The organism is Paenibacillus sp. ATY16, from assembly GCF_003399985.2.
Taxonomy (GTDB): domain Bacteria; phylum Bacillota; class Bacilli; order Paenibacillales; family Paenibacillaceae; genus Pristimantibacillus; species Pristimantibacillus glycanilyticus.
In genome coordinates this window covers 313,680-336,212 of the sequence record NZ_NMOK02000002.1, presented here as the reverse complement: position 1 = coordinate 336,212, position 22,533 = coordinate 313,680, and the positions used below count along the sequence as shown (strand labels likewise).

Sequence of the window (22,533 nt, the reverse complement as noted above, 5' to 3'; positions counted from 1 at the left end):
CGTTATCGGTCCTCGGCATTCCATATTTGGGCTTGCTTAAGTAATAATTCCTTCTCGTTTGGCAGCTTGTCCAGCGCAACCTCAAGCAGGAGTTGCTTAAGCAGCTGTCCTGTCCAAGTTCCAGGTACTCTCTGCAGTCCTTCCGCAAGCTGTTTGCCATTCAGCTTCAGCTGCTTTAACGTCATGGCGGGCATTCCGTTCATCCATTTATCCAGTAGCTCTGTTTGGTCATGCAGATTATTCTTGCGATCCCACTCTGCGATCGAGAGCCATCTGCGAGACGCTTCTTCCCCGTATTGAAGGATCAGGCTTGTCCAGACAAGCCGCAAATCAGACTTCCCGTTCCACTGTTTCATGGCGGTTTGAATGGACAAAACGGACAATATGGCGTTCATCTTTTGCGTAGGTAGACGAAGCGCCTTTAACGTTTCTTCCGCGTCGGGGATCGTGATCCCTTCCTCCATTAGGAGCGCGGCGTAACGGGTATCCGGGTCAGCGAGTTTGTCTAGACCGATATAAACGGTATGGCCTTGTGCAAGCTTGTGTGCTGCAGGCAGGACGGTACCCGTATAGTCAAGCAATTTACAAGCTGCGAGAAGCTGCAATGCCCGGCCGGGATGAGCTCCGCCTATCATGCGGTCTAATTCGGCTTGAACCCGCTCCATGGCTATATGCCGAAGCAGCTCCCGATGCTTGACAAGCGCTCTCCAGGTAGAGTGCGCAATCGCGAATTCAAACTGCGAGGCAAACCTGACCGTCCGCAGCATTCTTAGCGCATCCTCCTGAAACCTGGCGTCCGCGTCGCCCACGCAGCGAATCATTCTTTTATTGAGATCATCCAATCCGCGAAAAGGATCGTATAATTCTCCGGCCGCATTCATTGCCATTGCATTAATGGTTAAATCACGGCGCAGCAAATCGCCGTCCAGGCGGTCGATGAATTCGACCTGCAATGGGCGGCGATGCTTCTCGTATTCCGATTCCGTACGGAAGGTCGTCACTTCGTAAGATTCACCATCATGCAATACCGTTACCGTTCCGTGCTGAAGCCCGGTCGGAATGCAGCGCGGAAAAATCGACATTACCTGCTCGGGTCTGGCCGAAGTTGCAATATCTACATCCTTAATCGGCAGTCCCATTGCGGTATCTCTCACGCAGCCTCCGACAAAAAACGCTTCAAAGCCCTGCTGCACAAGCGCTTCAAGCACAGGTAATGCCTGGAGCATGAGGTTTGGCAAAGCGAAGCGTACTTCCATGGACTTAAGCACTTCCTTCCTGTATTAGGCCTCGCATACCGGCATCGGCAAATCGGCTTCCATTCCAAGAACCCGATAATAGATTTGTTCGTACTGCGTGGTAATCACATCATTACAGAACTCGTTGCGCGCTCGGAACAAGCAAGCTTCCTTAAACGACTGATGGAGCTTCTCGTCCTTGAGCAATTGAGTGGCATAAGAAGCCATTCCTTCAACATCGCCGATTGGGCACAAATAACCGGTCTCGCCATGCGTCACAAGCTCAGGGATCCCCCCGGCAGTTGAACCAATGGTTGGAACTCCGCAGGCCATCGCTTCAAGCGCAACAAGGCCAAAGCTCTCCTTCTCGGAAGGCAGGAGCAATAGGTCAGCCATCGAAATAACCTGCGCGACGTCTTCTTGCTTGCCAAGGAAATGGACACGGTCTTCCAGACCCATTTGACGGATCTTGCATTGGATTTTGGACAATTCCGGACCTTCGCCAACAAGCAGCAGCTTAGCTGGAATTTGCGAGGATACGCGTTCAAAAACATCCACAACGTCGCTAACACGCTTCACGGGACGGAAGTTCGAAATATGCATAAGTATTTTTTCATGAGGCTGCGCGTAATCGGCCCGCAGAGATACCGCGTCGCGCGGATAATAAACGCGTTTGTCTACGAAATTGTACGTCAGATCAATCGGGCGCGTAATATCCAGGAGCTGTCTTGTTTCGTTAATGAGGTCCTGCGATACGGCCGTCACGGCATCGCTTTCGTTAATGGCCAGACGAATCAAGTCCTTCAGCGATTCATCCTGAGCAAGCACGGTAATGTCCGTGCCATGCAGCGTCGTAACGGTTTTGAAGCCGTCGCCAATCATTTGTTTGGCCAGATGCGCGCATACGGCATGAGGAACCGCGTAATGCACGTGAAGAAGATCCAGCTTCTCCATTTTGGCTACCTGGGCCATCTTGCTTGCTAGCGATAAATCATACGGCGGATAACGGAATACGTAATAATCGTTAACTTCAACTTCATGGAAAAAGATGTTTTTATGAAATTTCCCGAGACGGAACGGTATGCTATGGGTAATAAAATGAATTTCATGGCCGCGTTCGGCCATCAACTTGCCTAGCTCCGTAGCCACTACGCCGGAACCGCCCAGGGTTGGATAACACGTGATTCCGATTTTTAATTTACGTGCCATATCGTAAGTCCACCCTCTCGTGTAACATGCTGATATTCTATATATTCGACATCATTTTGATTATGAGATTTTTTTATCTTTGTTAAAACCACTCAATGGCATGCGGGCGTTTGATGGCAAAGCCTTCCGCATATTTCCAGCCTCGAGTTTGACCAAGCAGACTATCCCGGGCTTCAACCCGTTCGATATAACGATCCGTTAAAGGAGTCGCCACTCGGTCTTCGCCGGGAGCAGCCGTTTGAAATTGAGATTGGTACGCCATCAAAGATTGTCTCTTTTGGTCGTAAAAATCCGATACGTCAACCATAAGCGAGACGTTATCGACATCGTTTATGTAATAATAGATGAATTGTTCCACCTGCACGGCCGGCAGCTCCGGCATATACCGGCGAAGCTTTGCATTAAATACGGCCTCTTCAACCAGCTTGCTGCAGGCGATGTGATCCGGATGACGGTCCACCCAATACGGAGCGAATACGATGCGCGGACGGGAACGGCGAATTTCCGCGACAATCGCATCAATGTGCGGCTTGTTGATTTCGAGACCGCGGTCCGGCAATCCTAGATTGGTCCGGGTATATAAACCAAGCACCGAGGAAGCTGCGGAAGCTTCCTGCTTCCTTAGCTCCACGGTGCCGTTTGAGGACATTTCCGCTTCGGTTAAATCACAGATTCCTACCCTTTTCCCGGCAGCCGTATACTTCGCGATCGTACCGCCCATCCCGATCTCCGCATCATCCGCATGCGCGCCAAAGACGAGAATATCTAACGGTTCGCTCATGGCGCATCCACACCCGGCTTATATTTGTGTACAAGCTCGCGCCATGCGAAATCGCCGCGTGCAAGCGCTCGGACAAGCAGTTCCGCAGTAGCCACGTTCGTTGCAACCGGAATGCCTTGTACGTCGCAAAGACGGAGCAAAGCGATAATGTCCGGCTCGTGAGGCTGTGCCATAAGCGGATCCCGGAGGAAAATAATGAGATCCATCTCGTTTTGGGCAACCATAGCGCCAATCTGTTGGTCTCCTCCAAGCGGACCGGACATAAACCGTTGGATCTGAAGATTTGTTTTCTCCATAATACGGCTGCCCGTTGTACCGGTAGAATATAATTCATGCGGCGCAAAGACACTCTCATAGGCGGTTACAAAGTTAACCATTTCTTCTTTTTTACGGTCATGCGCGATAAAGGAAATTTTCAACATCCTATAATCCCCACTCTTTCTAGGCTGTATATAGATTAGTCCATCAAATGTTCAAAACCATAAACCAAACCGCTGTAATCCATCACTTTCTTGACCGCTACGTTAACGCCGGGCATGTAACCGGCACGGTCATAGGAATCATGACGGATCTTCAACGTTTGGCCATAACCGCCAAACACAACTTCTTGCTGCGCAAATACGCCTGGAAGTCTAACGCTATGTATACGGAAGCCGTTATAATAACCGCCACGCGCGCCTTCAATGACTTCTTCCTCTTTAGGGTTGCCTTGACGAAGCTCCTGGCGAACCTGAGAGATCAATTCGGCGGTTTTGATTGAAGTGCCCGACGGGGCATCCAGCTTTTGATCGCCGTGATATTCGATAATTTCAACATGCGGCATGTATTTGGATGCTTCCGCAGCGAATTTCATCATCAGAATGGCGCCAATCGAGAAGTTTGGAGCAATGAGCCCGCCAATTCCTTTTTCCTGGCAAAGCTTGTCCAGCTCTTCGATTTGTTCCGGTGTAAAACCGGTTGTGCCCATGATGGGACGAACGCCGTGCTCAATCGCGACCTTGGTATGCTGATAAGCAAGCGCCGGCACGGTGAAATCAACCATAACATCAGCCTTTGCGCTGCTTAAAGCTTCCTCAATGGTTGCGCTAACGGTAACTCCCGTATTCGCTTTGCCAGCAAATACGCCCGCGTCCACAGGACCTGCTGAAGGAGCGACGGCAGCAACGAGCTCGAGCGCCTCGTCCTCCAGCACCATTTTCACAACTTCACGGCCCATTCGGCCGCTTGCTCCGATTACTGCTACCTTAATTGCCACCAAGATCACCTATTCCTTCTGTTGTTGTTTGCCCATCACCCGTTTGCGCAGCATTCTGCGCTTCCGATTCACATCAGCGAATAAGCGGCGCGCCGCGGAATGACCGGGATCTAATCTGATTGCTTCCCTGGCGTTTATGACGGAATCCTCCAACCGCCCCATCTCCGAGTAGGACAACGCAAGCAAATAAAACGCCTCGAAGCTAAGCGGATCCAGATCTGCAGCTTGCTGCAGCAAAGGTATTGCATCCGTATACTGCGATGGCTCTTCGGCAAGCTTGTGCTCCGCCGCAGCCACGAGTAGTCTCGATTCAATCGTTTGTAAATGGTATTGATATTCGGGATGATTTCCGTCAAGCTCTACTGCTTGCTTCGCATATTGATGCGCCTTGGTCCATTTCCCGCTTCTGGCGCATGAAACCGCGCATATATGTTGATAGCTCGCATTTAGAGGTTCTGCCGCTATCGCTTGCTCGAACCAATAAATCGCTTGTTCAAAATCACTGTTAAGAATAAACTCATACGCCTTCTTCACGCAGCTTTCCCCGTCCATCTGCCCATCCTCCTTGTACACAGGTTGATGGTACAGCATATGTAAAGGTGCGTTCTACTGTTCGCCGTTTTTTCTCGTCCAGCGGTTAGCGTCCCGGGTATTGAATTTATTCATGACTTTGTTATGCGCTTCAGTCAAATCAATGTTGAGCGAATTCGCAAAACAGGACAAAATAAACAAAATATCGCCAAGCTCCATCTCAACGGAGTTTTCTTCTTCATTCGGCTTTTTTGGTTTCTCGCCGTAATAGTGATTTACTTCCCTAGCGAGCTCGCCAACCTCTTCGCTCATTCGCGCCATAAGCGCTAGCGGGCTGAAGTAGCCTTCCTTGAATTGACCGATGTAAGCATCCACCTCACGTTGGATATCGGCTAAAGATTTCTCTGCCATGTGTGAATGACCCTTTCTTCCTTATGTATAACGCTAATATCACCTATGTTAACGTAAAGAAGCAATGAAAACAATGTTTTTTGAACCGTCTGTTAAGCTATAATACATAAATAGCCCGTTCAAGAACTTAAAAGGAGTTTATTTTATGTCCCGGAAATTCATGCTTCAGCTTCAAACCGTACTGCCTATCTTGGTCGGTACAGCCATCTATGCTTTTGGTCTTCATTATTTCGTAATTCCGAATCAGCTGATGGAAGGCGGCGTAACCGGCATAGGCGTGTTGCTTAATTATGCTGCCGAGGTTCCATTGTCTCTTTCCACGCTGATTTTGAACATACCGCTTTTCTTGATTGGCTGGAGGAAATTAGGCCTTGGCGAGATGGCCTATACATTGATTGGTGTCGTGTCCTTATCCGGCTTCCTCGCCCTTATGGAATGGATGATCGACAAAGGCTGGATTGTCACCTTCCATAACTCCCATGATTACCTGCTTGCCGCTCTTTATGCAGGAGTTACCCTGGGAGGCGGATTAGGCATTGTATTCCGTGCAGGCGGAACTACCGGCGGCGTTGACATTATCGCGAGGATTGCATCAAGGCGCAAAGCGTTTAGCATGGGGCAATTCATATTAATTTCGGATGCCGTCATTATCGGGATTTCCTTATTGTACATACCGATCGAAAAAGTGTTGTACACGTTAGTCACGGTGTTTGTCGCGTCCAGACTGATTGATTTCATCCAGGATGGCGCTTACTCAGCCAAGTCCTTCTCCATTATTACCGAGCAAGGCAGGGAGATGGCTGCCGAAATCACTTCCGAGCTGGACCGAGGCGTAACTTTAATGCCCGCAAGGGGCGCTTTTTCCGGACAATCAAAAGAGGTCGTCTACTGCGTTGTTCAGCGGCAAGAAATGCGCCGTCTTAAGAACATCATACGCCGTATCGACCCCAAAGCGTTTACCGTTATTAGCGAAGTTCACGATGTGCTTGGCGAAGGATTCAAAGAAGAATAAAGCTTAGGACAATGGCTTTACGCCATAGGGCTGCTGCTTGTACTTTCTCCAGCCCGTGTAGGTAAGAACGGCCATAATAATGGCGCCGAGAAGCAAAATCCAACTAATGGGATGTGCTTCCCCGACCGGTGCCACAACCGGTTCTTCGTCCTGCGAATGACCGTTATCGAATAGCCGGTTTACCGAAAACTCAAGATCCGAAATCGAATTGTCCGTCCAGTCCTGCTTGGTCTGCCCTTTCATCCCCGCTTCAAGCAGGACGTTCGTATAATGCATCCGATCACGCAATTCGTTAATCCGTTCCGTTGGCCGCTGCATGGAAGCAGCGGCTTCTATTCGCGATAAATGTTGATTAAAGCTATTCATCGCAGCTCTCGCCGCTATCGCCCCGTCATCCGTCTGCCTATTCCAGGAACGGTTCACTCTCTCCAGATCCTCCAGCATCACTTTCTCATACTGCAGCCATAAAGCGTGATCCGGACGCAGCAATGCATCCGTCGTGAGATGAATGCGTGCCGCTGCCGTCAGCCAATCGGAAGTTACCTTCCCGCTTTTAAGCGTGTAGGTAATCGAATTGATGCTCTCCTCCATCAGCTTCCATCCGGCAGCTTGTCCCGCCTGTCTGATATCGCTTTTGTTCACAAGCTTATCCAGCTGCTGGACATATTTATAGCCGGCTTGGCGATTGTTCATGTAAGCAGCTTCGTATAAAGCTGCGGCCGTCTCGTCTAAGCGAAGCAGCTCGTTCCTCGATTCGTTTGCATTGCCTGTCCGAAGCAGGTCCGCGGGAAAGGCTTTGGCAGCCGTAACCGAACAGACGGTCATGACGATACATAAGAATAAAGGCAGAATAATTCGTATCTTCATGGTCATCCCCCTCAAAAAGAATTGCTATGACCACTTTATGAAGGGATGTCCATACTTATGTCTCTTTTCTTGCCCTTAATGCAAGCGCGCCGACAATAAAGCTGAAGATCGTTAAGCTGTATGTAAACCATTTGACAGCCGTCAAATCATCCATAAGCCTGTCCGAAAGCCATGGAAACACATCATACGTATAGTCTACGGTGTCATTTAGCAAAAGCCATAACGTACCAATTACGGCCGCTCCTACGCCAGCTCTCATAAAACGGGCATATAACAGCACTTCCACGGCCATTGCCGTATGCGAGACCATCAGCATCCAATGCTCCCATTGAAGCGGATCCCCCTGCATGCTTCCCGCAACGATCATAGAAACCGCCCAGATGCCATATTTAATAGAAGTAACAACCGCGAGGCCTTCAATAATCATTCGCGCTCCGTTGACAAAGCGGGAGTTGCCTTGCGGCGGAAACAGCCAATACAGCAAGGTAAGAGTAAAGAACAAGCTTGCTGTTGGACTATCCGGGACAAATACAACCTGCCATAACGGATGATTGCTTACCGTATCTTCAATCTGATTGCCGTACCAGATGTAGCCGTACACGGTACCCAGGAAATTAAAGATAAACATGACCCATAAAAAGAGGCGACTTAATAAAAAAGATCGGCTCCAGAACCAAGATATCGGTACGCCCATAGAAATATACGCCTCCTGTTTCGTCGTTTAGATTCGAAAAAACCTGACCGCATAAATACGATCAGGTTTTTAAACGGTGCTATTATTCAGCCGGCGCTTTTTGCTTCGCAAGCCAAGTTGTTAATTGGTCAATCTCTTCGGCGGACAACTGATCTTTGAAAGCTGGCATGCCACCGCGGCCATTGGTCACGGTTTCAACCAGTTCCTCCTTGGACAACCTGTCGCCAACGCCTGTCAAAGCCGGTACTTGCGGCGGATTGCCCTTCAGATCGTTAGCATGGCAGGCAACGCATTGCGCTTTCTTGACAATGTCCATTGCCGGGTCATTCGCGTCAACCAGTGCAACCGTTTTAGCCGGCTTCGATGCGCTTGGAGCTTCTTGACCTTTCTCATGTGCTTCGCGGGCTTTCTCTTCGCGGACCTTATGCTCCGGAATCGAGTTCGTAGCTTCCATCTCATGCGTGTAGTGACTCCAAGAGATAACCGTCAAGTACACACAGGCAATCAAGGACAAGAACATGAGCGATGAAGCGATTGGACGGCGGTAGAACCGGCGCTCTTTACCTGTGTCCAGGAACGGAGCAAGCAGCAAGCCGCCAAACATGACAGCTGGAACCCCCATCGTACCAAGTACGATGTAGTCGCCAGAAACCCATGGATATTTCAAAAACTGATACAGGAACAGGAAGTACCAGTCCGGCATCGGAATAAAGGATGCGTTCGTAGGGTCCGCAGGATAACCAAGCGGTGCACCTTCCGCAATGGTCCAAGTCAGGAAACCAACCAGGACTACGCAGCCCACCATCCATTCCTTAAGCAGGAAGTTCGGTATGAACGCTTCCGATTTACCGGGGTAAGACGTATAATCAGGCGGAATGTTTGGATGATTGCTTTTCTTCACCCGCGAGTCGCCAACATATACGACCTTCTCGTTCGATTTATGACCGTGCGCCATAATAAATCCTCCCTTCGCTTAAAGTGGTCCCGAAATGCCTTGCTTCCGAATCATCAGGAAGTGCGCTGCAAGCATTGCAATCAGAGCGCCAGGCAGGAAAAATACGTGAATTGCGAAGAAGCGTGTTAGCGTTTGCGCGCCTACAATGTCGCCGCCGTACAGGAACTGACCGATGTAAGGACCGATATACGGCACGGATTCTGCGATCTGTACGCCTACCTTCGTTGCGAAGTAAGCTTTGTTATCCCAAGGCAACAGGTAACCCGTGAAGCCAAGTCCTAACATAATGAAGAAGATCAGCATCCCTACGACCCAGTTCATTTCACGAGGCGCTTTGTAGGAACCCGTGAAGAATACACGCAAGGTATGTAAAAACATCATTACGATAACCAAACTTGCACCAAAGTGATGCATGCCGCGAACAATTCCGCCGAATGCAACCTTATGGTTCAAGTAGTCAACGCTTGCATAAGCATTGATAATGTCCGGTACATAGTACATCGTAAGGAACATGCCGGACAAAATTTGAATTACGGTAATAAAGAACGTCAAACCGCCGAAGCAGTAAACGAATGCCGAGAAGTGGTGAGCAGGGTTAACGTGCTCCGGTACTTCATGGTCCGCTACATCCCGCCAGAGCGGCGTAATATCAAGACGTTCGTCAATCCAGTTATACATCGATTTAAACATCTGCTATTAGCCTCCTATACACGAGAGTTCGCTTTGATCGGACCTACGTACACAAAACCGTTTTCAACTTTCACTTCATATTCATCTAATGGATGTGGGGCAACTGCAAGGTTTTTCCCGTCAACGGTATAACGTGCACCGTGGCAAGGACAATCATACTCGTGATGGCCAAGCGTATTCCAACCGATCGTACAACCGAGGTGCTTACATACCGGAGAAAGCGCAAAAATCTGATTGTTTGCGTCCTTCGTAATCCAGGCAGAAAGTTCGGGATCGCTTACATACCAGCCATCGACCTGATGAATTTGGAACTTGAATTCTTGAGGCTCAGTTGTTATTTTGCTCTCTTCAACTACTTTAACCCATGTTCCCTCGGCTTTTTTTGCCAAGAGAGGATCAACCGCAAAACGGACCATAGGCAAAACCGCGCCACCAACCATAAATGCAGTCGTACCGCCGAGTGTATACGACAAAAATTGACGCCGGGACATCTCTTTGCGTTGAACCGGACGATGCGCGGTTTCTTGATGTTCGTGGTTACTCATCTTCTGTTCTAACCCCCTTTGCCAACCATTTCTCGCGTTCAGCCACACGGCAAAACGCTTGACGAACTAGGACATAAACTATAATAGCCTAGGCGCTTGGGAGCGTCAAGAATATGGCTCGCGATTTATTTACCTATAAAATGCCATTCACAAATTTGTTGGCAATTTGTCACATTTAACCTTGCCTTAACTTTTGTTTCCCCAAAACCCATTTTTTTTATTCAAAAATACCCCGGTTTTGAAGATGACAGCGCTTTATTGTCGTTTAGGAGTCGCCGCGGTTCCACAAAGCCTGCACGGCTTTCGACACATTTGCGGCGGTTGGCGCTTCCCCGTCCCCGTCCGGGCAGATCACAAGATCGGCATCCGGGCATTCCAGACCGTCCTGATTCTTAGCGGAGATAACGATGACAAACCGGAATCCGGTTTCCTTTAAAGATCGGCAAGTTTTCGAAACGAGTGCCCCTGCGGAATCTTCATTCATGTAATGCATCGCCGGATAAGTTACTATTCTTCCTTTAAAAGGAATTTCTATGAGATCCATTACGTCCCTTAACTGCTCAAGTGCAAGCGTTGCTTCAAACGGCTGCTCCAATCCCGTCATTCCGGTGACCGGCAGCAAGCATGTGTCGAGATAAGGCTTAAGCTCGTCCCATTGTTGCTCGGCAATGTCGCTAAATTTCATTTCCTGCTCCCTTTCCTGTTGAGAATCGTCCGTAATCTCTATGTTACCCATAAAGGGGGATTTTGCCAATCCAAACAACAAAAAAACTCCCGCTGCTATAACGGAGCCTTAAGTCCTCCATCATAGGGCGGAAGTTTCTATTCGCGCAAATTAGCTCTTTAATTGATTTAATTGAGCGGCTAAACGGTAGAACGTATCCTCGTCTCCAACGGCCAACGCTTGATCGATCGCTTTGTAGATCTGATCCGAGCGAAACTTGTGAACGGCTTCATCTAATACCATCTCCGCTGCTAATCCTAGCATTGCTTCATAAGCAACTTTCATTTTGTCCATAGGATACACCTCCAAACCGGCGTTAAAGAGATCCTATCGTCTTCGACTATCGTCACGCGGTGATTCAAGTGAAAGAGTATAGGTCAACTCGTCATTCTCAGTCACAATCGAACCGGCTCCTACTTTAAGCATATTCACCATTCTGCGCGCCGATAAGTACGATTGCCCCCATTCCAATTAATATGCCATCGCCTAGTTGGTTTCATAGAAAAACTAATAGAGAAACATCCCATCCTGATCTTCGAGATTTACTCCCGCGACAAGGGCCCTTCCCAATTTGGTCATCCGCACAACCGTTCCATGCTCCTGATGCTCGCCGATCCGTAACATTCCCAGATGAACCATCATTCCCATTAACCGCACATCCAGCACCCTGTCGGCTGAATCGTAATAGAACGGTTTGACGAAAGGGATAAGCACTTTGCGGAGTGAATCAGCCGTTACCCATTGCTCCGCCAAACTGTTCATCCAATGCACGAGCGCATGAATGTTGGGGATTGCCCCTTTGTACAGCTTCAGCCAGAACTTGTAAATCTGCTCCATTTCATTGGCCGGCTTGCTGCGCAACCGCTCTTCGCCGCTCGGCGATAAGACCAATAACAGACTATCTTCCACGAAGTACTTCATATAGCTGCAATAGTCAAACAGGAGAGACATCCGGTTCGGATAATGGTGAAAATGTCTGCCGTACCCGAATCGCCATTCGCCCTTACCCGGCAGTTCTTCCGAGATGGCCAGCTTTTCCAGAATCTGTCCGCTGAACCGTTTGTACATCGATCCGTCCGCCGACAACTGAACCTCATTGTGATAAATATAATGAAGCAGCTGATAAACGTCTTCCTGCACGAGCATTTGTTCGTCCCGGTACATATGCGGCTCATCCGTGTAATGCAGCTCTGCCGTAAACTTCTTGCGAAGCGTCTCGCGGAATCTCACTCTCAGATCCTGCGGTACCTGGAACATATAACGATTGGTTCCTGTTACTCCGTTAAAGAGCCATCCTTGATGCTTGAACCTGGAGATCATCTCGCGTGGTCCGGATTCTTTGGGCGCTTCGGCCTCGGCTTGCTTCTTCTTCGTGCGTTTCGTTTTCTTCTGCGGCGGTTCTTCCGCTGGAGGCTCTAGCTCGCCAAACTTGCTTTGCTGAACCCTTGCAATCAGCTCTTCCAGGCTGAAGGAATCTCTCGATTCGAATAACAGGGAGTTCAAGAACCGCATTTCGTCCAGTTTCATACTGCTGATCTGCGCCTCAAATACATCTTTCCGGCTGACGGTTGAGAGAATCGACTGAATCAAATCATTTTTTGAGTGGCCATTGCACTCACATTGATACACGGAGGCGATCCGGCTCAACTGCTGAATATCCGCATAGCCCAACATATCCGACAAATTCATGGTATCTCTCCTTTCCGCAACTGCCCGCCGTTTGTGTCTCGATCGCGAGCTTATTTGATTCGCTAGCAATAATTAGTACCATTATGGGAAGAATTTTGAATTTTAAAACTAGTTGTGTGAAAAAGCTTCACATTTCGCGATTAGGAGGCGCTACGCAAGCAAATGTTCTTTCGATCGCCGTTGATTCCGGATTCCCTCGATTAGAAGTGGTTGTGGTTGGGAATCCGGCAATCAAAAGCGAACGCTGCGCTTCTCAATGAACATTTGCTTGCTCCGCTTCCGCTTGCTCGTTTTCCACACAAAAAAAGCCTTGTAAAATTCAAAGGCGGGACAGCAAATAGGGCTGCCAGTGATCTTGGCAGCCCTTGCTGTTCATAATAAGAGGCTGCCGTTTACTTGGCAGCCTGAATTGTTGTAAAAAATAAATTGACGAGGAGCGAGCGGCGAATGTATCTCTTGGAGGAAAGCGTATGCTTCCGATGCAGCTTTCTTTCAGAAAGCTTTTAAGCGTTCGCCTTTGTCACTTCTGAATACACCTTATAAAATCTAATCCATATTCAGAATGACAACAGCGGCCGGAAGGAGATACATTTCCGAGAATGGTAAGCTCGGTCCCACCATTATTTCGTCGTTACTCCCTGTTCCTCCTCTAGGTGACGAGTGCAATTATATAGAAGCGGAGCCCATTGTTCATCCTTAAACTGGAGAATCGAATAAGAAAGATTGCCCAGATGCTGCTTCTCAAGGTCGACGCAAAGCGTGTCAAACATCTGCGCCAGGAACCCGCCATGGGATACCACGAGCAGCCTGCCTTCCGGCCGCTGCTTCTGCCAATCCTGCAGGAATGCCAATCCCCGGGCACGGACCTCCTCGTCCGTTTCCAATCCTTGCGCAACTTCACGCCAGTTCTCGCCCCAACGTTCCACTCTCTCGGGCAGGGTCAGGCCCTCTACTTCGCCGAAATTACGTTCGCGCAACCGAGGATCGCCGTCCAGCAGCGGAATATCCAGCTTATCCGCAATAACGGCAGCCGTCTGGCGAGCGCGCTGGAGATCGCTCGATATTACCGCATCCCACAGCTTCTCATCTTGGCTCAATCGCGAGGCTAGCGCATTCGCCTGCTTTTTTCCAAGCTCATTTAACGGAATATCGGTCTGGCCTTGAATCTTCCCTAAAGCATTCCAATCGGTATTGCCGTGTCGTACCATGCCAATGATCAATTGCGATTCCTGCCTTTCCGAATATAAATGAGAAAACCTCTATCGCGGCGCCGAAATAAACGGTCACGGTTAGAGGTTGAATATCTAAACAACACCTTAGTTAAGCTTGCGCATTAGCTTCGCGTTCTAGACAACCAGTTCAAGATTAACAACGTCATCACAACTCCAAGAAGCGAAAGAGCTACCCAATATTGCGGGTAGGTTGGAACGACCTGCAGAACGAACGGATCGCTAACGCTTGCGACGGGAACTTCAAATTCTGCGCTAATGACAAAATCGCTGCCGGACGCATTAGCCGTATCCATTAATCCGGTTAGTTGAGCCATCTTTTCTTCCGGCGTGCCGTGTTCGTTGCCTTTGATGAAAAAAATAAGCGAACACGCGAATATGGCTAAACAAGCGGACAGCACAATGGCAAGGTTACGCCTGAAAGCAGGCGAAAAATAATAGCTTTTCTGAGAAACCGGCATTAACCACGATTGTTCAGCATAAATGCGATCCATAACGCTGCGATTGACATGCTCCATCTGGGCGGTAACAACTTCTTCCTCTTCCGAAAGCTGAAGGATCAATTCTTCGCTTTCTTCCCACAGACGGTATTGTTCCGCGCAATGCTCGCAGTCGAGCAAATGGGCTTCCATCGCTTCACGTTCGGCATCTTCCTCTGATAAGCATCCGAAGACATCGAACTTGTCTTGTACGTCATCGCATTTCATCGTGTGTTCATCCCTTCGTATTCTTCCATCATCGGCGTCTCGCCAAAGTAAGGCTCAAGCTGCGACTTTACGCTGGCTCGTGCCCGGAATAACAACGATTTTACGGAACTTACCGTTTGGCCCAGGATATTGGCGATCTCCTGATAGTCTAACTGGTCATATTCCCGCAGAATGAGTGCCGAGCGTTGTTTTTCAGGTAAATTATTGATCGCTTCGCGGACCATCGCCATCCGTTCGTTGCGCAGAACATGCTGTTCTGGCACCTGATCCGGAGGAGCGGCCGGCATCATATTCGACTCATCGAGAGGAACGTTGGCAGACTTTTGCTTGCGCAGTTCGCTAAGCACGGTATTTCGTGCAATCGTATACAGCCACGTCGAAAAAGAAGCATCCACTTCGCGGAAGGAATGGAGGCTGCGGTATGCTTTATAAAACGTTTCCGAGCACAAATCCTCAGCGAGCAGCTCCAGCTTGGCACTCTTTAACATATGATAGATAAATGCTAGTATCTTGCGTTGGTAACGGCGCATCAGCTCCGAATAGAGCTCGATGTTACCGTCCTTAATCTCACGTATTAATTGGGAATCAGTCATGACAGGCGAACCTCCTCACCTGCGAATTCTTCTTCCCAGTTCGATTATGTATCCTTATACCGAACCGGAAGCGAAAAGTTGCGGTCATTATCATAAAAAATATCAATAAATACGATGTATGTAATTCGAGTCGCAAGAGCCAAAATCCTTCTTGTTTCGACAAAAAGGATTTTAATCCATATTTTAACAATACCCACTGTCCTTCGATATTGTAACATACCTCTTTGCATTAGTCTCAAAAAATAAATAAACTCTAATTTCCAGCGTGCAGGATTTTGTCGGAATTGGAGCAAACGGCGTGTCCACAAAAAAGAACAAAAAAAAACCACTCCGAAGAGTGGTCAGCATTCATATTGAACGCTATAGTTTTGGATAGGAGTGGAGAGAAACCATACTGTACTTTTATTATATGTATACGCTTCCACAATGTCAACGGTTTTTTTGAAAACGCTTAAACTTTTTGTCCGTAAAATTTCTTATCCGCCAACAAACAAAAAAACCTCTTTCGAGGTTTTATTGACGAACGGTATATCCGGTTTTGCCGAGCAGCTCCATCGCTTGATCCAGATCTTCCTGAGTCCGGAACGATAAACGAAGCACGCCGGGAACATCTTCCCTGCTCTCGATAATATTGATGTTGCTAAGGTTAATCCGGGCACTGCCCAGCTCGCTGGCAATATTGCCGATAATGCCGGGATGATCGGGTACATCCACATAACAATCGTATAAAGAATGAATCATGCCTTTCCGGCGCTCAGGCAGCTTGCTGCGGAACTCTCCGGCTGTCTGGAAGGCTTCCTCAATCGCATCGCCGTTCAAAGCTTCCAGCATCACCGCAAACTTCTCCACTTCCGAATTCCAATCCTTCAGAAGCTTCAGCAGAACTTCGCGGTTATTAATCAGAATATCGCGCCAGACGATCGGATCGCTTGCCGCGATTCTCGTAATGTCCCGGAAGCCTCCGGCAGCCAGCAATTCGTACAAGCCGTTATTCTCATTGTAGCCGCGGACCTGATTAACGAGCGCTACCGCGATCATATGCGGCAGATGGCTGATTGCCCCTACAATCTCGTCATGCGAATTGGCATCAACGCTGACAAGATGCGCTCTTGTATGAACCAGAAGGTTTTTCAGCCGTTCCAAAGCTTCCGGCGGTGTAGTCTCTTCCGGTGTTAGTACATAGAACGCGTTCTCGAACAGATTCGTGGAGGCTGCTTCAACGCCGGAGCGTTCGGAACCGGCCATTGGATGGCCGCCGATAAACGACACGCCATTCTGCTCCAGTCTTCTGCCGCATTCGGCCACCGAAGCTTTCGTACTCCCTACATCCGTTACGATGCAGCCTGGCTTCAAATTTAGCTTGCCGAGCTCCGTTACGTATTCTTCAAGCTTGCCTACCGGCACGCACAGAAAAATAAAATCGGCGCCCTCAGCAGCTTCGCGCAAGGAAGTTGTCGCGTAATCGACGACTCCCCGCTTCATATATTTTTCAACGGAGGACTGACGGTTCGAGTAACCTACAACGGTAAGCTCCGGCCTGCCTTTAAAGCAGAGCGCCAATGAACCGCCAATCAATCCTACCCCAAATATCGCGATCTTCGTCATAAGGCTATCCGCGCACCGCCGCTTCCTGCAGAACTAGCTCAAGAGCCGCGATAAACTTTTCGTTTTGCTCCGGAGTGCCCACTGAGACGCGGATGTGGGTCGGATAGTACGTCCAGCGCGATCTAACAATAACTCCTTTACGAAGGAGCGATTGGAAAACGTCAGCAGAAGGGAGCTTCGTATCAACCATAACGAAGTTGCCGTACGCCGGGAAGTAGCTTAAGCCAAGACGGTCGAATTGACTGGACATGTATTCGATTCCCTCGCGGTTCTGCTTGCGGCAGAACGCAATAAAATCATCGTCGGCAAGAGAGGCTTTTGCCGCTACTTGTCCGAGGCGGGTCGTATTAAACGGCTCTCTGATTTGGTTCATATATTGAATGACATCGGCGTGGCCGATTCCGTAACCGATACGCAGCGAGGCCAGACCGTAAATTTTCGAGAAGGTGCGAAGCACGATCAAGTTCCGGTATTTCTTCAACAGCTTAATGCCGTCCGGGAAACCGGGCTCTTCCACGAATTCGCAATACGCTTCATCCAATACGACCAGAACATCCTTAGGAACCTGATCGAGGAAAGCGGTAAGTTCATCTTCCGTGACGATCGTGCCGGTCGGGTTATTCGGATTGCATACCCATACCAGCTTCGTACGGTCCGTAATCTTGGCCAGCATCGCCGGAAGATCATGTTTGCCGTCCTTTAATGGCACTTCAATAATGCGGGCATTTTCGATCTCCGCGTTATGTTTGTACTGGGAGAACGTTTCGTCGGCCATAACCGTCTCGTCGCCCGGAGCAAGATAGGTTCTCGCCAGCATAAGGATAATGTCGCTCGAGCCCGTGCCAAAAATAATCTGATTGGACTCTACTCCGTATTTTGCCGCTACAGCTGCCGTAAGCTCAAAGCTTGCACCGTCCGGATAGGTTGAAATTTGACCTAATTCATTTATGATAGCTGCTTTCGCCTGTTCCGAGTAACCGAACGGATTCTCGTTGGAAGCAAGCTTGATAACCTCGTCTAATCCAAGCTCTCTCTTAACGTCTTCAACCGGTTTTCCCGGCTGATAAACAGGGAGATGCACGATATTGCTTTTTGGCTGCATCGCCATTCACCTCTTTGTCATATTGGCCATATTGGCTAACCGCATGTTTTCTATTGTCTCACATCTTGTAAAGGTTTTAAAGGGTCGTCTTGTAAAATAGGAATTGGAGCTCACTAGGCCAATAGGCTTTACCATCCATTTTACAGACAGCGCAAATGCTTGAAATAAAAAAGGACAGAGCCGGCAAGCTCTGTCCTTTCGCATCAGCCCTTCAATCCGGCAACAAAGCTGCGGATTTCGGCCAATCCCTCTTCCCGCTTCGAAGAATCACTTAATAGAGGAAGCGTTTCTTCGATTTTGCGCACAATCGCGCTGCCTACGACTACGCCGTCGCAGGTTTTCTCGAAGCGCTCCACCTGCTCGCGGCTGGAAATGCCAAAGCCCACGGCAATCGGCAGGTCCGTTGCTTCTCGAACCGTTGCAAGGAAATCGTCAATGCCGCTGTGGAATTCGGCACGGACTCCCGTTACGCCCAGGGAGGAAACGCAATAGACAAAGCCGCGCGCTTTCTTGGAAATGCGGATAACGCGATCCTTCGAGGTTGGAGCCACCAGCGGAATAAGGTGAACGCCTTTCGCTTCGGCCAGCGTACGCACTTCCTCATCCTCTTCAATCGGAAGATCCGGGATGATAAGCCCGCTGATCCCCTTCTCCACGACAAGATTCATAAAGTCCTCCAGGCCGAATTGAAGCACCGGATTGAAATAAGTAAATAAAATAAAGGGCAGCTTGACGCCGGCTTCGCGGGCTTGCGCAGCCGTCTCGATGCAATCCAGAATCGATATGCGATTCTTAAGCGCGCGTTCGGATGCCCGTTGAATAACGGGACCGTCTGCAAGCGGATCGGAATATGGGACGCCAAGCTCCACGAGATCCGCGCCCGCTGCTTCAAGCTCTTTAATAATAGCGATTGATGTAGGGATATCCGGATCCCCAATCGTCAGAAACGGAATAAGCGCCGTCTTTCCTTCTTGCTTTAATTTGGCAAAAGCAGCATCAATCAAATTCATGCCTCTGTACCTCCCAGATAACCCATGATCGCTTCCACGTCTTTATCGCCTCGTCCGGACAAGCTGACAACGACAATTTTGTCTTTATCAAGGGTTGGAGCCAGCTTAATCGTCTGCGCAATCGCATGGGCGGATTCCAATGCCGGAATAATTCCTTCCGTGCGAGACAGCAGTTGAAGAGCGTCAAGCGCTTCCGCATCGGTAATCGGGAAGTATTCCGCGCGGCCGGAATCCTTCAAATACGCATGCTCCGGTCCGATGCCCGGATAGTCAAGCCCCGCCGAGATGGAATGCGCAGGCTGAACCTGGCCGTATTTATCCTGCAGCAAGTAGCTCATCGAGCCTTGGAATACGCCGTGGCTGCCCATAGTCATCGTCGCTGCGTGCTCTTCCGTATCAATACCGCGTCCCGCTGCTTCAACCCCAACAAGACGGACGGACTCATCGTTAATAAACGGATAGAAAATACCGATGGCATTGCTGCCGCCGCCAACCGCCGCAACCACATAATCCGGAAGACGCTCTTCCGCTTCGACGATCTGCTTGCGGGATTCATCCCCGATAATACGCTGGAAGTCGCGGACCATCATCGGGTAAGGATGCGGTCCCGTTGCCGATCCCAGAATGTAGAACGTATCGTCTACATGGCTGACCCAATAGCGGAGCGTCTCGTTGCAGGCATCCTTGAGCGTACGGGTGCCCGACATAACGGGAACAACCTCCGCTCCAAGCAGCTGCATGCGGAATACGTTCAGCTGCTGGCGTTTCATGTCTTCTTCGCCCATGAATACTTTGCATTCCAGTCCAAGCAATGCTGCAACTGTTGCCGATGCAACGCCGTGCTGGCCTGCGCCGGTTTCGGCAATGATTTTTGTTTTGCCCATGCGCTTGGCAAGCACGGCCTGCCCGATCGTATTATTGATTTTGTGGGCGCCGGTATGGTTCAAATCTTCGCGCTTGAGGTAAATCTTTGCGCCGCCAAGATGCTGGCTTAACCGTTCCGCATAATAAAGCGGCGTAGGACGTCCCGAATATTTGTGCAGAAGATCATGAACCTCTTGCTTGAAAGATTCGTCCTGCGAATAATACTTATAAGCCTCTTCGAGCTCCAACAAAGCGTTCATCAGCGTCTCCGGTACATACCGGCCGCCGAATTTGCCGAAGCGCCCGTTTTCGTCTGGTACTTGGTTCATCGTTCTATCACCTTTCCAACGAATAGTCTAATCTTCTCGATGTCTTTACGGCCGTCCGTCTCAACACCGCTCGATACGTCAATACCGTCAACCGGATGGCCTGCCAGAAGCTCTTCCACATTGCCGGGATGAAGTCCTCCGGCCACGTACAAAGGAACACCGATGGCCGCTGCCGCATTCTGATAGTCCGTTATGAGCTGCCAGTCAAAAGTTTGACCCGTACCGCCGCCGGCTGTGTCGATCAGTATGGCGTCTACGGCACCCTCATAGGCGGACACGCGATCGTGTGCATCAGCGCCGTCTTTTCCGATAGAGAATACTTTCCATATCTTCTTATCCAAGCGGTTCTTAACCATACGGCAAAACTCCGGCGTCTCCTGCCCATGCAGCTGTACGACGTCCAGAGGCGCTTTCGCAACAATCGCTGTCAGCTCCTCCATGCCGGGATTAACGAAGACGCCTACCGTTTGAGGCGCTACACCCTCAGCTGCCTGAAGCTGGTTGGCTGCCTGAATTAGAGCTGCAGCGGTTTCCGCATCGACCTGGCGTTTGCTTGGCGCAAACACGAAGCCGATCTCATGAAAAGGAAGCCCGTTCATCTCCGCAATGGTAGCGGTATCCTTCAATCCGCAAATCTTGATTCTCGGCGATGCCGTCATGCCCGCGTCACCGGACCCATCAGGTCGATAATAGCCTGTCCGGCATCCGGCTGGCGCATGAAATGTTCGCCGATCAGGACGCCTTGCGCGCCGACGGATTGAAGATAATCCATATCGTTTCGACCCGCAATGCCGCTTTCGCTTATAACCGTAACTCCTTTTGGCATGAGATCAATAAGTGCTTCAGTCGTACGGAGATCGGTTACGAAGGATTTCAGGTCACGGTTATTAACGCCAATCAGAGTTGCTTTATCAAGCTCCAGAACCCGCTCCAGCTCCTCGCGGTCATGAACTTCAACGAGAACGTCCATGCCAAGCGATTTTGCCGTGTCATACAACTCCGACAGCTCGGAAGATGTGAGAATGGCTGCTATTAATAGTACCGCATCCGCTCCAATAACACGAGCCTCGTATACCTGACGGTAATCGATAATAAAATCTTTGCGGAGAAGCGGATTGCTGACCGTCTCCTTGATCAGGGTTAAGTATTCATTGGAGCCTTGGAAATAATCGCGGTCCGTAAGCACCGATATACAGTCCGCGCCTGCGCGCTCATAAGCCGCCGCAAGTTCGGCAGGATGAAAATCAGGACGGATAAGGCCTTTGGATGGGGATGCCTTCTTCACTTCCGCGATCAGGCCGACATCCCGTTTGCGGCCGGCCGTTAGCGCGCGTTCGAAGCCGCGGCATTCGGGAAGCGATGCGATTTTGCGTTCATACTCGGATAACTGGAAGCCCGAAGCGAGATGAGCAACCTCTTCCCGCTTCGTTACTACGATTTTATCAAGAAACATGAGTCAACTCTCCTGTCGTCTGAATAAGCTTTTGCAATTGCTGATTTGCCATGCCGGTATCAATCATTTTGGCTGCAAGCGCAACGCCTTCGCGGAGTGAATCCGCATAGCCGCCTACATAAATGCAAGCTCCCGCGTTAGCGAGCACGATATCGCGGTACGCGCCGCGTTGTTCGCCGTTGAAAATCGCACGGATCAACGCCGCATTCGTCTCCGGATCTCCGCCGATCACTTCGGAAATCGGATAGCGGGAGAGACCCAGCTCTTCCGGAGTCAGTTCATAAGTAACCACTTCGCCGTTTCGCAGCTCGGAAATTTGGGTTGGCGCCGAAATGCTGATCTCATCCAATCCGTCTACGCTGCTGACAACCATCGCCCGTTTCACGCCAAGCTCGTTTAATACGGCTGCGATCGTGGACGTTTTGGTACGGTCGTACAAACCGATCAGCTGACGATCGGCGCCAGCCGGATTCGTTAATGGACCCAGCATATTAAAGATCGTGCGGACGCCAAGCTCGCGGCGCGGCGCAGCCGCATGGCGGAGAGACGGATGATACAGCTGAGCGAACATGAAGCAGATGCCAATCTGATTCAAGCATTCGGATGCTTGCTCCGGAGTTAGCGTAATGTTCACGCCAAGTGCTTCGAGTACATCCGCGCTGCCTGCTTTGCCGGACATCGCCCGGTTGCCGTGCTTCGCCACGCGAATGCCGGCCGCCGAAGCGATAATTGCGGAAGCCGTGGAAATATTGAATTTATGAATACCGGAACCGCCGGTTCCGCAAGTATCAAGCAAGCCTTCCTGCTTCGTCTGGACATGGCTGGAATGCTGGCGCATCACTTCCGCAAATCCCGTAATCTCGTCCTTCGTCTCGCCCTTCATGCGCAGGGCAGTCGCTACGCCCGCAATTTGCGAAGGAGTTGCGTTGCCGCTCATAATAATATCCATTACCGACCGGGCTTCTTCACGCGTCAGATCGGTGCTGCTCATCAGCTTGTTTAAAGCTCCTTGCATCGTTACCTGTTCTGTCACCAAACTCATT

26 protein-coding genes are annotated in these 22,533 nt (G+C 49.9%); 1 reads left to right on the top strand and 25 read right to left on the bottom strand.

The genetic code is table 11. The features are described 5' to 3' along the window. Positions 1-2: 2 nt before the first annotated feature. The 7 genes from CFI03_RS02475 to CFI03_RS02445 form a co-directional block, all read right to left on the bottom strand. Complete coding sequence (locus CFI03_RS02475) at positions 3-1,256, bottom strand: CCA tRNA nucleotidyltransferase (protein WP_248756359.1); 1,254 nt, start codon at positions 1,254-1,256, stop codon at positions 3-5. A 24-nt stretch (positions 1,257-1,280) separates the two neighbouring features. After that, positions 1,281-2,444, bottom strand: a complete 1,164-nt coding sequence (bshA, locus tag CFI03_RS02470) for an N-acetyl-alpha-D-glucosaminyl L-malate synthase BshA (protein ID WP_127494094.1) — start codon at positions 2,442-2,444, stop codon at positions 1,281-1,283. A gap of 82 nt (positions 2,445-2,526) precedes the next feature. Further along, entirely contained in the window at positions 2,527-3,225 is a 699-nt protein-coding gene (bshB1, locus tag CFI03_RS02465) for a bacillithiol biosynthesis deacetylase BshB1 (RefSeq protein ID WP_248756358.1), read from the bottom strand. Further along, positions 3,222-3,647: a methylglyoxal synthase gene (gene mgsA, locus CFI03_RS02460; protein WP_127494098.1), complete on the bottom strand. Its 426-nt coding sequence runs from the start codon at positions 3,645-3,647 to the stop codon at positions 3,222-3,224. The genes bshB1 and mgsA overlap by 4 nt, the downstream gene beginning before the upstream one ends. A 35-nt stretch (positions 3,648-3,682) precedes the next feature. Further along, a complete protein-coding gene (dapB, locus tag CFI03_RS02455; protein WP_373312726.1) occupies positions 3,683-4,441 on the bottom strand; it encodes a 4-hydroxy-tetrahydrodipicolinate reductase in 759 nt (252 codons plus the stop codon). Between the two features lie 48 nt (positions 4,442-4,489). Beyond that, positions 4,490-5,032 (bottom strand): tetratricopeptide repeat protein, encoded by a 543-nt coding sequence (locus CFI03_RS02450; protein ID WP_164775435.1) that lies wholly within the window; start codon positions 5,030-5,032, stop codon positions 4,490-4,492. A 54-nt stretch (positions 5,033-5,086) separates the two neighbouring features. Further along, complete coding sequence (locus CFI03_RS02445) at positions 5,087-5,422, bottom strand: nucleotide pyrophosphohydrolase (protein WP_127494102.1); 336 nt, start codon at positions 5,420-5,422, stop codon at positions 5,087-5,089. Between the two features lie 145 nt (positions 5,423-5,567). On the opposite strand from CFI03_RS02445, the gene CFI03_RS02440 reads away from it, so the two are divergent. Continuing rightward, positions 5,568-6,434, top strand: a complete 867-nt coding sequence (locus CFI03_RS02440; protein ID WP_248756357.1) for a YitT family protein — start codon at positions 5,568-5,570, stop codon at positions 6,432-6,434. 3 nt (positions 6,435-6,437) lie between these two features. Here the strand turns inward: CFI03_RS02440 and CFI03_RS02435 are convergent, their stop codons facing one another. The 18 genes from CFI03_RS02435 to trpD form a co-directional block, all read right to left on the bottom strand. Further along, the gene (locus tag CFI03_RS02435) at positions 6,438-7,175 is read right to left on the bottom strand and encodes a sporulation protein YpjB (protein WP_373312727.1); all 738 of its coding nucleotides are present in this window, start codon (positions 7,173-7,175) and stop codon (positions 6,438-6,440) included. A 181-nt stretch (positions 7,176-7,356) separates the two neighbouring features. Beyond that, positions 7,357-7,995 carry a DUF1405 domain-containing protein gene (locus tag CFI03_RS02430; protein WP_127494108.1) on the bottom strand — a complete coding sequence of 213 codons (639 nt, stop codon included), beginning with the start codon at positions 7,993-7,995 and terminating at the stop codon, positions 7,357-7,359. 82 nt (positions 7,996-8,077) lie between these two features. After that, positions 8,078-8,950 (bottom strand): menaquinol-cytochrome c reductase cytochrome b/c subunit, encoded by an 873-nt coding sequence (locus CFI03_RS02425; RefSeq protein WP_127494110.1) that lies wholly within the window; start codon positions 8,948-8,950, stop codon positions 8,078-8,080. Between the two features lie 18 nt (positions 8,951-8,968). Continuing rightward, positions 8,969-9,640 carry a menaquinol-cytochrome c reductase cytochrome b subunit gene (gene qcrB, locus CFI03_RS02420; protein WP_127494112.1) on the bottom strand — a complete coding sequence of 224 codons (672 nt, stop codon included), beginning with the start codon at positions 9,638-9,640 and terminating at the stop codon, positions 8,969-8,971. A gap of 14 nt (positions 9,641-9,654) precedes the next feature. Then, positions 9,655-10,185, bottom strand: a complete 531-nt coding sequence (locus tag CFI03_RS02415; protein ID WP_127494121.1) for a Rieske (2Fe-2S) protein — start codon at positions 10,183-10,185, stop codon at positions 9,655-9,657. A 265-nt stretch (positions 10,186-10,450) separates the two neighbouring features. Further along, positions 10,451-10,870, bottom strand: a complete 420-nt coding sequence (locus CFI03_RS02410) for a DUF2487 family protein (protein WP_244935561.1) — start codon at positions 10,868-10,870, stop codon at positions 10,451-10,453. A gap of 150 nt (positions 10,871-11,020) precedes the next feature. Next, positions 11,021-11,203, bottom strand: a complete 183-nt coding sequence (locus CFI03_RS02405; RefSeq protein WP_127494125.1) for an IDEAL domain-containing protein — start codon at positions 11,201-11,203, stop codon at positions 11,021-11,023. Positions 11,204-11,416: 213 nt separating this feature from the next. Further along, complete coding sequence (locus CFI03_RS02400) at positions 11,417-12,598, bottom strand: hypothetical protein (RefSeq protein ID WP_248756356.1); 1,182 nt, start codon at positions 12,596-12,598, stop codon at positions 11,417-11,419. Between the two features lie 620 nt (positions 12,599-13,218). Beyond that, positions 13,219-13,818 (bottom strand): histidine phosphatase family protein, encoded by a 600-nt coding sequence (locus CFI03_RS02395; RefSeq protein ID WP_248756355.1) that lies wholly within the window; start codon positions 13,816-13,818, stop codon positions 13,219-13,221. A gap of 113 nt (positions 13,819-13,931) precedes the next feature. Then, positions 13,932-14,534, bottom strand: a complete 603-nt coding sequence (locus tag CFI03_RS02390) for an anti-sigma factor (protein ID WP_248756354.1) — start codon at positions 14,532-14,534, stop codon at positions 13,932-13,934. Beyond that, the gene (locus CFI03_RS02385) at positions 14,531-15,127 is read right to left on the bottom strand and encodes an RNA polymerase sigma factor (protein ID WP_127494133.1); all 597 of its coding nucleotides are present in this window, start codon (positions 15,125-15,127) and stop codon (positions 14,531-14,533) included. Before CFI03_RS02385 ends, CFI03_RS02390 begins: the two co-directional genes overlap by 4 nt. A gap of 513 nt (positions 15,128-15,640) precedes the next feature. Then, positions 15,641-16,732: a prephenate dehydrogenase gene (locus CFI03_RS02380; RefSeq protein WP_248756353.1), complete on the bottom strand. Its 1,092-nt coding sequence runs from the start codon at positions 16,730-16,732 to the stop codon at positions 15,641-15,643. A gap of 4 nt (positions 16,733-16,736) precedes the next feature. Next, positions 16,737-17,834: a histidinol-phosphate transaminase gene (hisC, locus tag CFI03_RS02375; protein ID WP_248756352.1), complete on the bottom strand. Its 1,098-nt coding sequence runs from the start codon at positions 17,832-17,834 to the stop codon at positions 16,737-16,739. 203 nt (positions 17,835-18,037) lie between these two features. Then, positions 18,038-18,844, bottom strand: a complete 807-nt coding sequence (trpA, locus tag CFI03_RS02370) for a tryptophan synthase subunit alpha (RefSeq protein ID WP_248756351.1) — start codon at positions 18,842-18,844, stop codon at positions 18,038-18,040. Further along, positions 18,841-20,037 (bottom strand): tryptophan synthase subunit beta, encoded by a 1,197-nt coding sequence (trpB, locus tag CFI03_RS02365; protein WP_248756350.1) that lies wholly within the window; start codon positions 20,035-20,037, stop codon positions 18,841-18,843. Before trpB ends, trpA begins: the two co-directional genes overlap by 4 nt. After that, on the bottom strand, positions 20,034-20,696 hold the full coding sequence (locus CFI03_RS02360) for a phosphoribosylanthranilate isomerase (protein ID WP_248756349.1): 663 nt from the start codon (positions 20,694-20,696) through the stop codon (positions 20,034-20,036). The genes trpB and CFI03_RS02360 overlap by 4 nt, the downstream gene beginning before the upstream one ends. Further along, entirely contained in the window at positions 20,693-21,490 is a 798-nt protein-coding gene (gene trpC / locus CFI03_RS02355; protein ID WP_248756348.1) for an indole-3-glycerol phosphate synthase TrpC, read from the bottom strand. The genes CFI03_RS02360 and trpC overlap by 4 nt, the downstream gene beginning before the upstream one ends. Beyond that, entirely contained in the window at positions 21,480-22,532 is a 1,053-nt protein-coding gene (gene trpD, locus CFI03_RS02350) for an anthranilate phosphoribosyltransferase (RefSeq protein ID WP_248756347.1), read from the bottom strand. The genes trpC and trpD overlap by 11 nt, the downstream gene beginning before the upstream one ends. Between the last annotated feature and the right edge of the window lies 1 nt (position 22,533).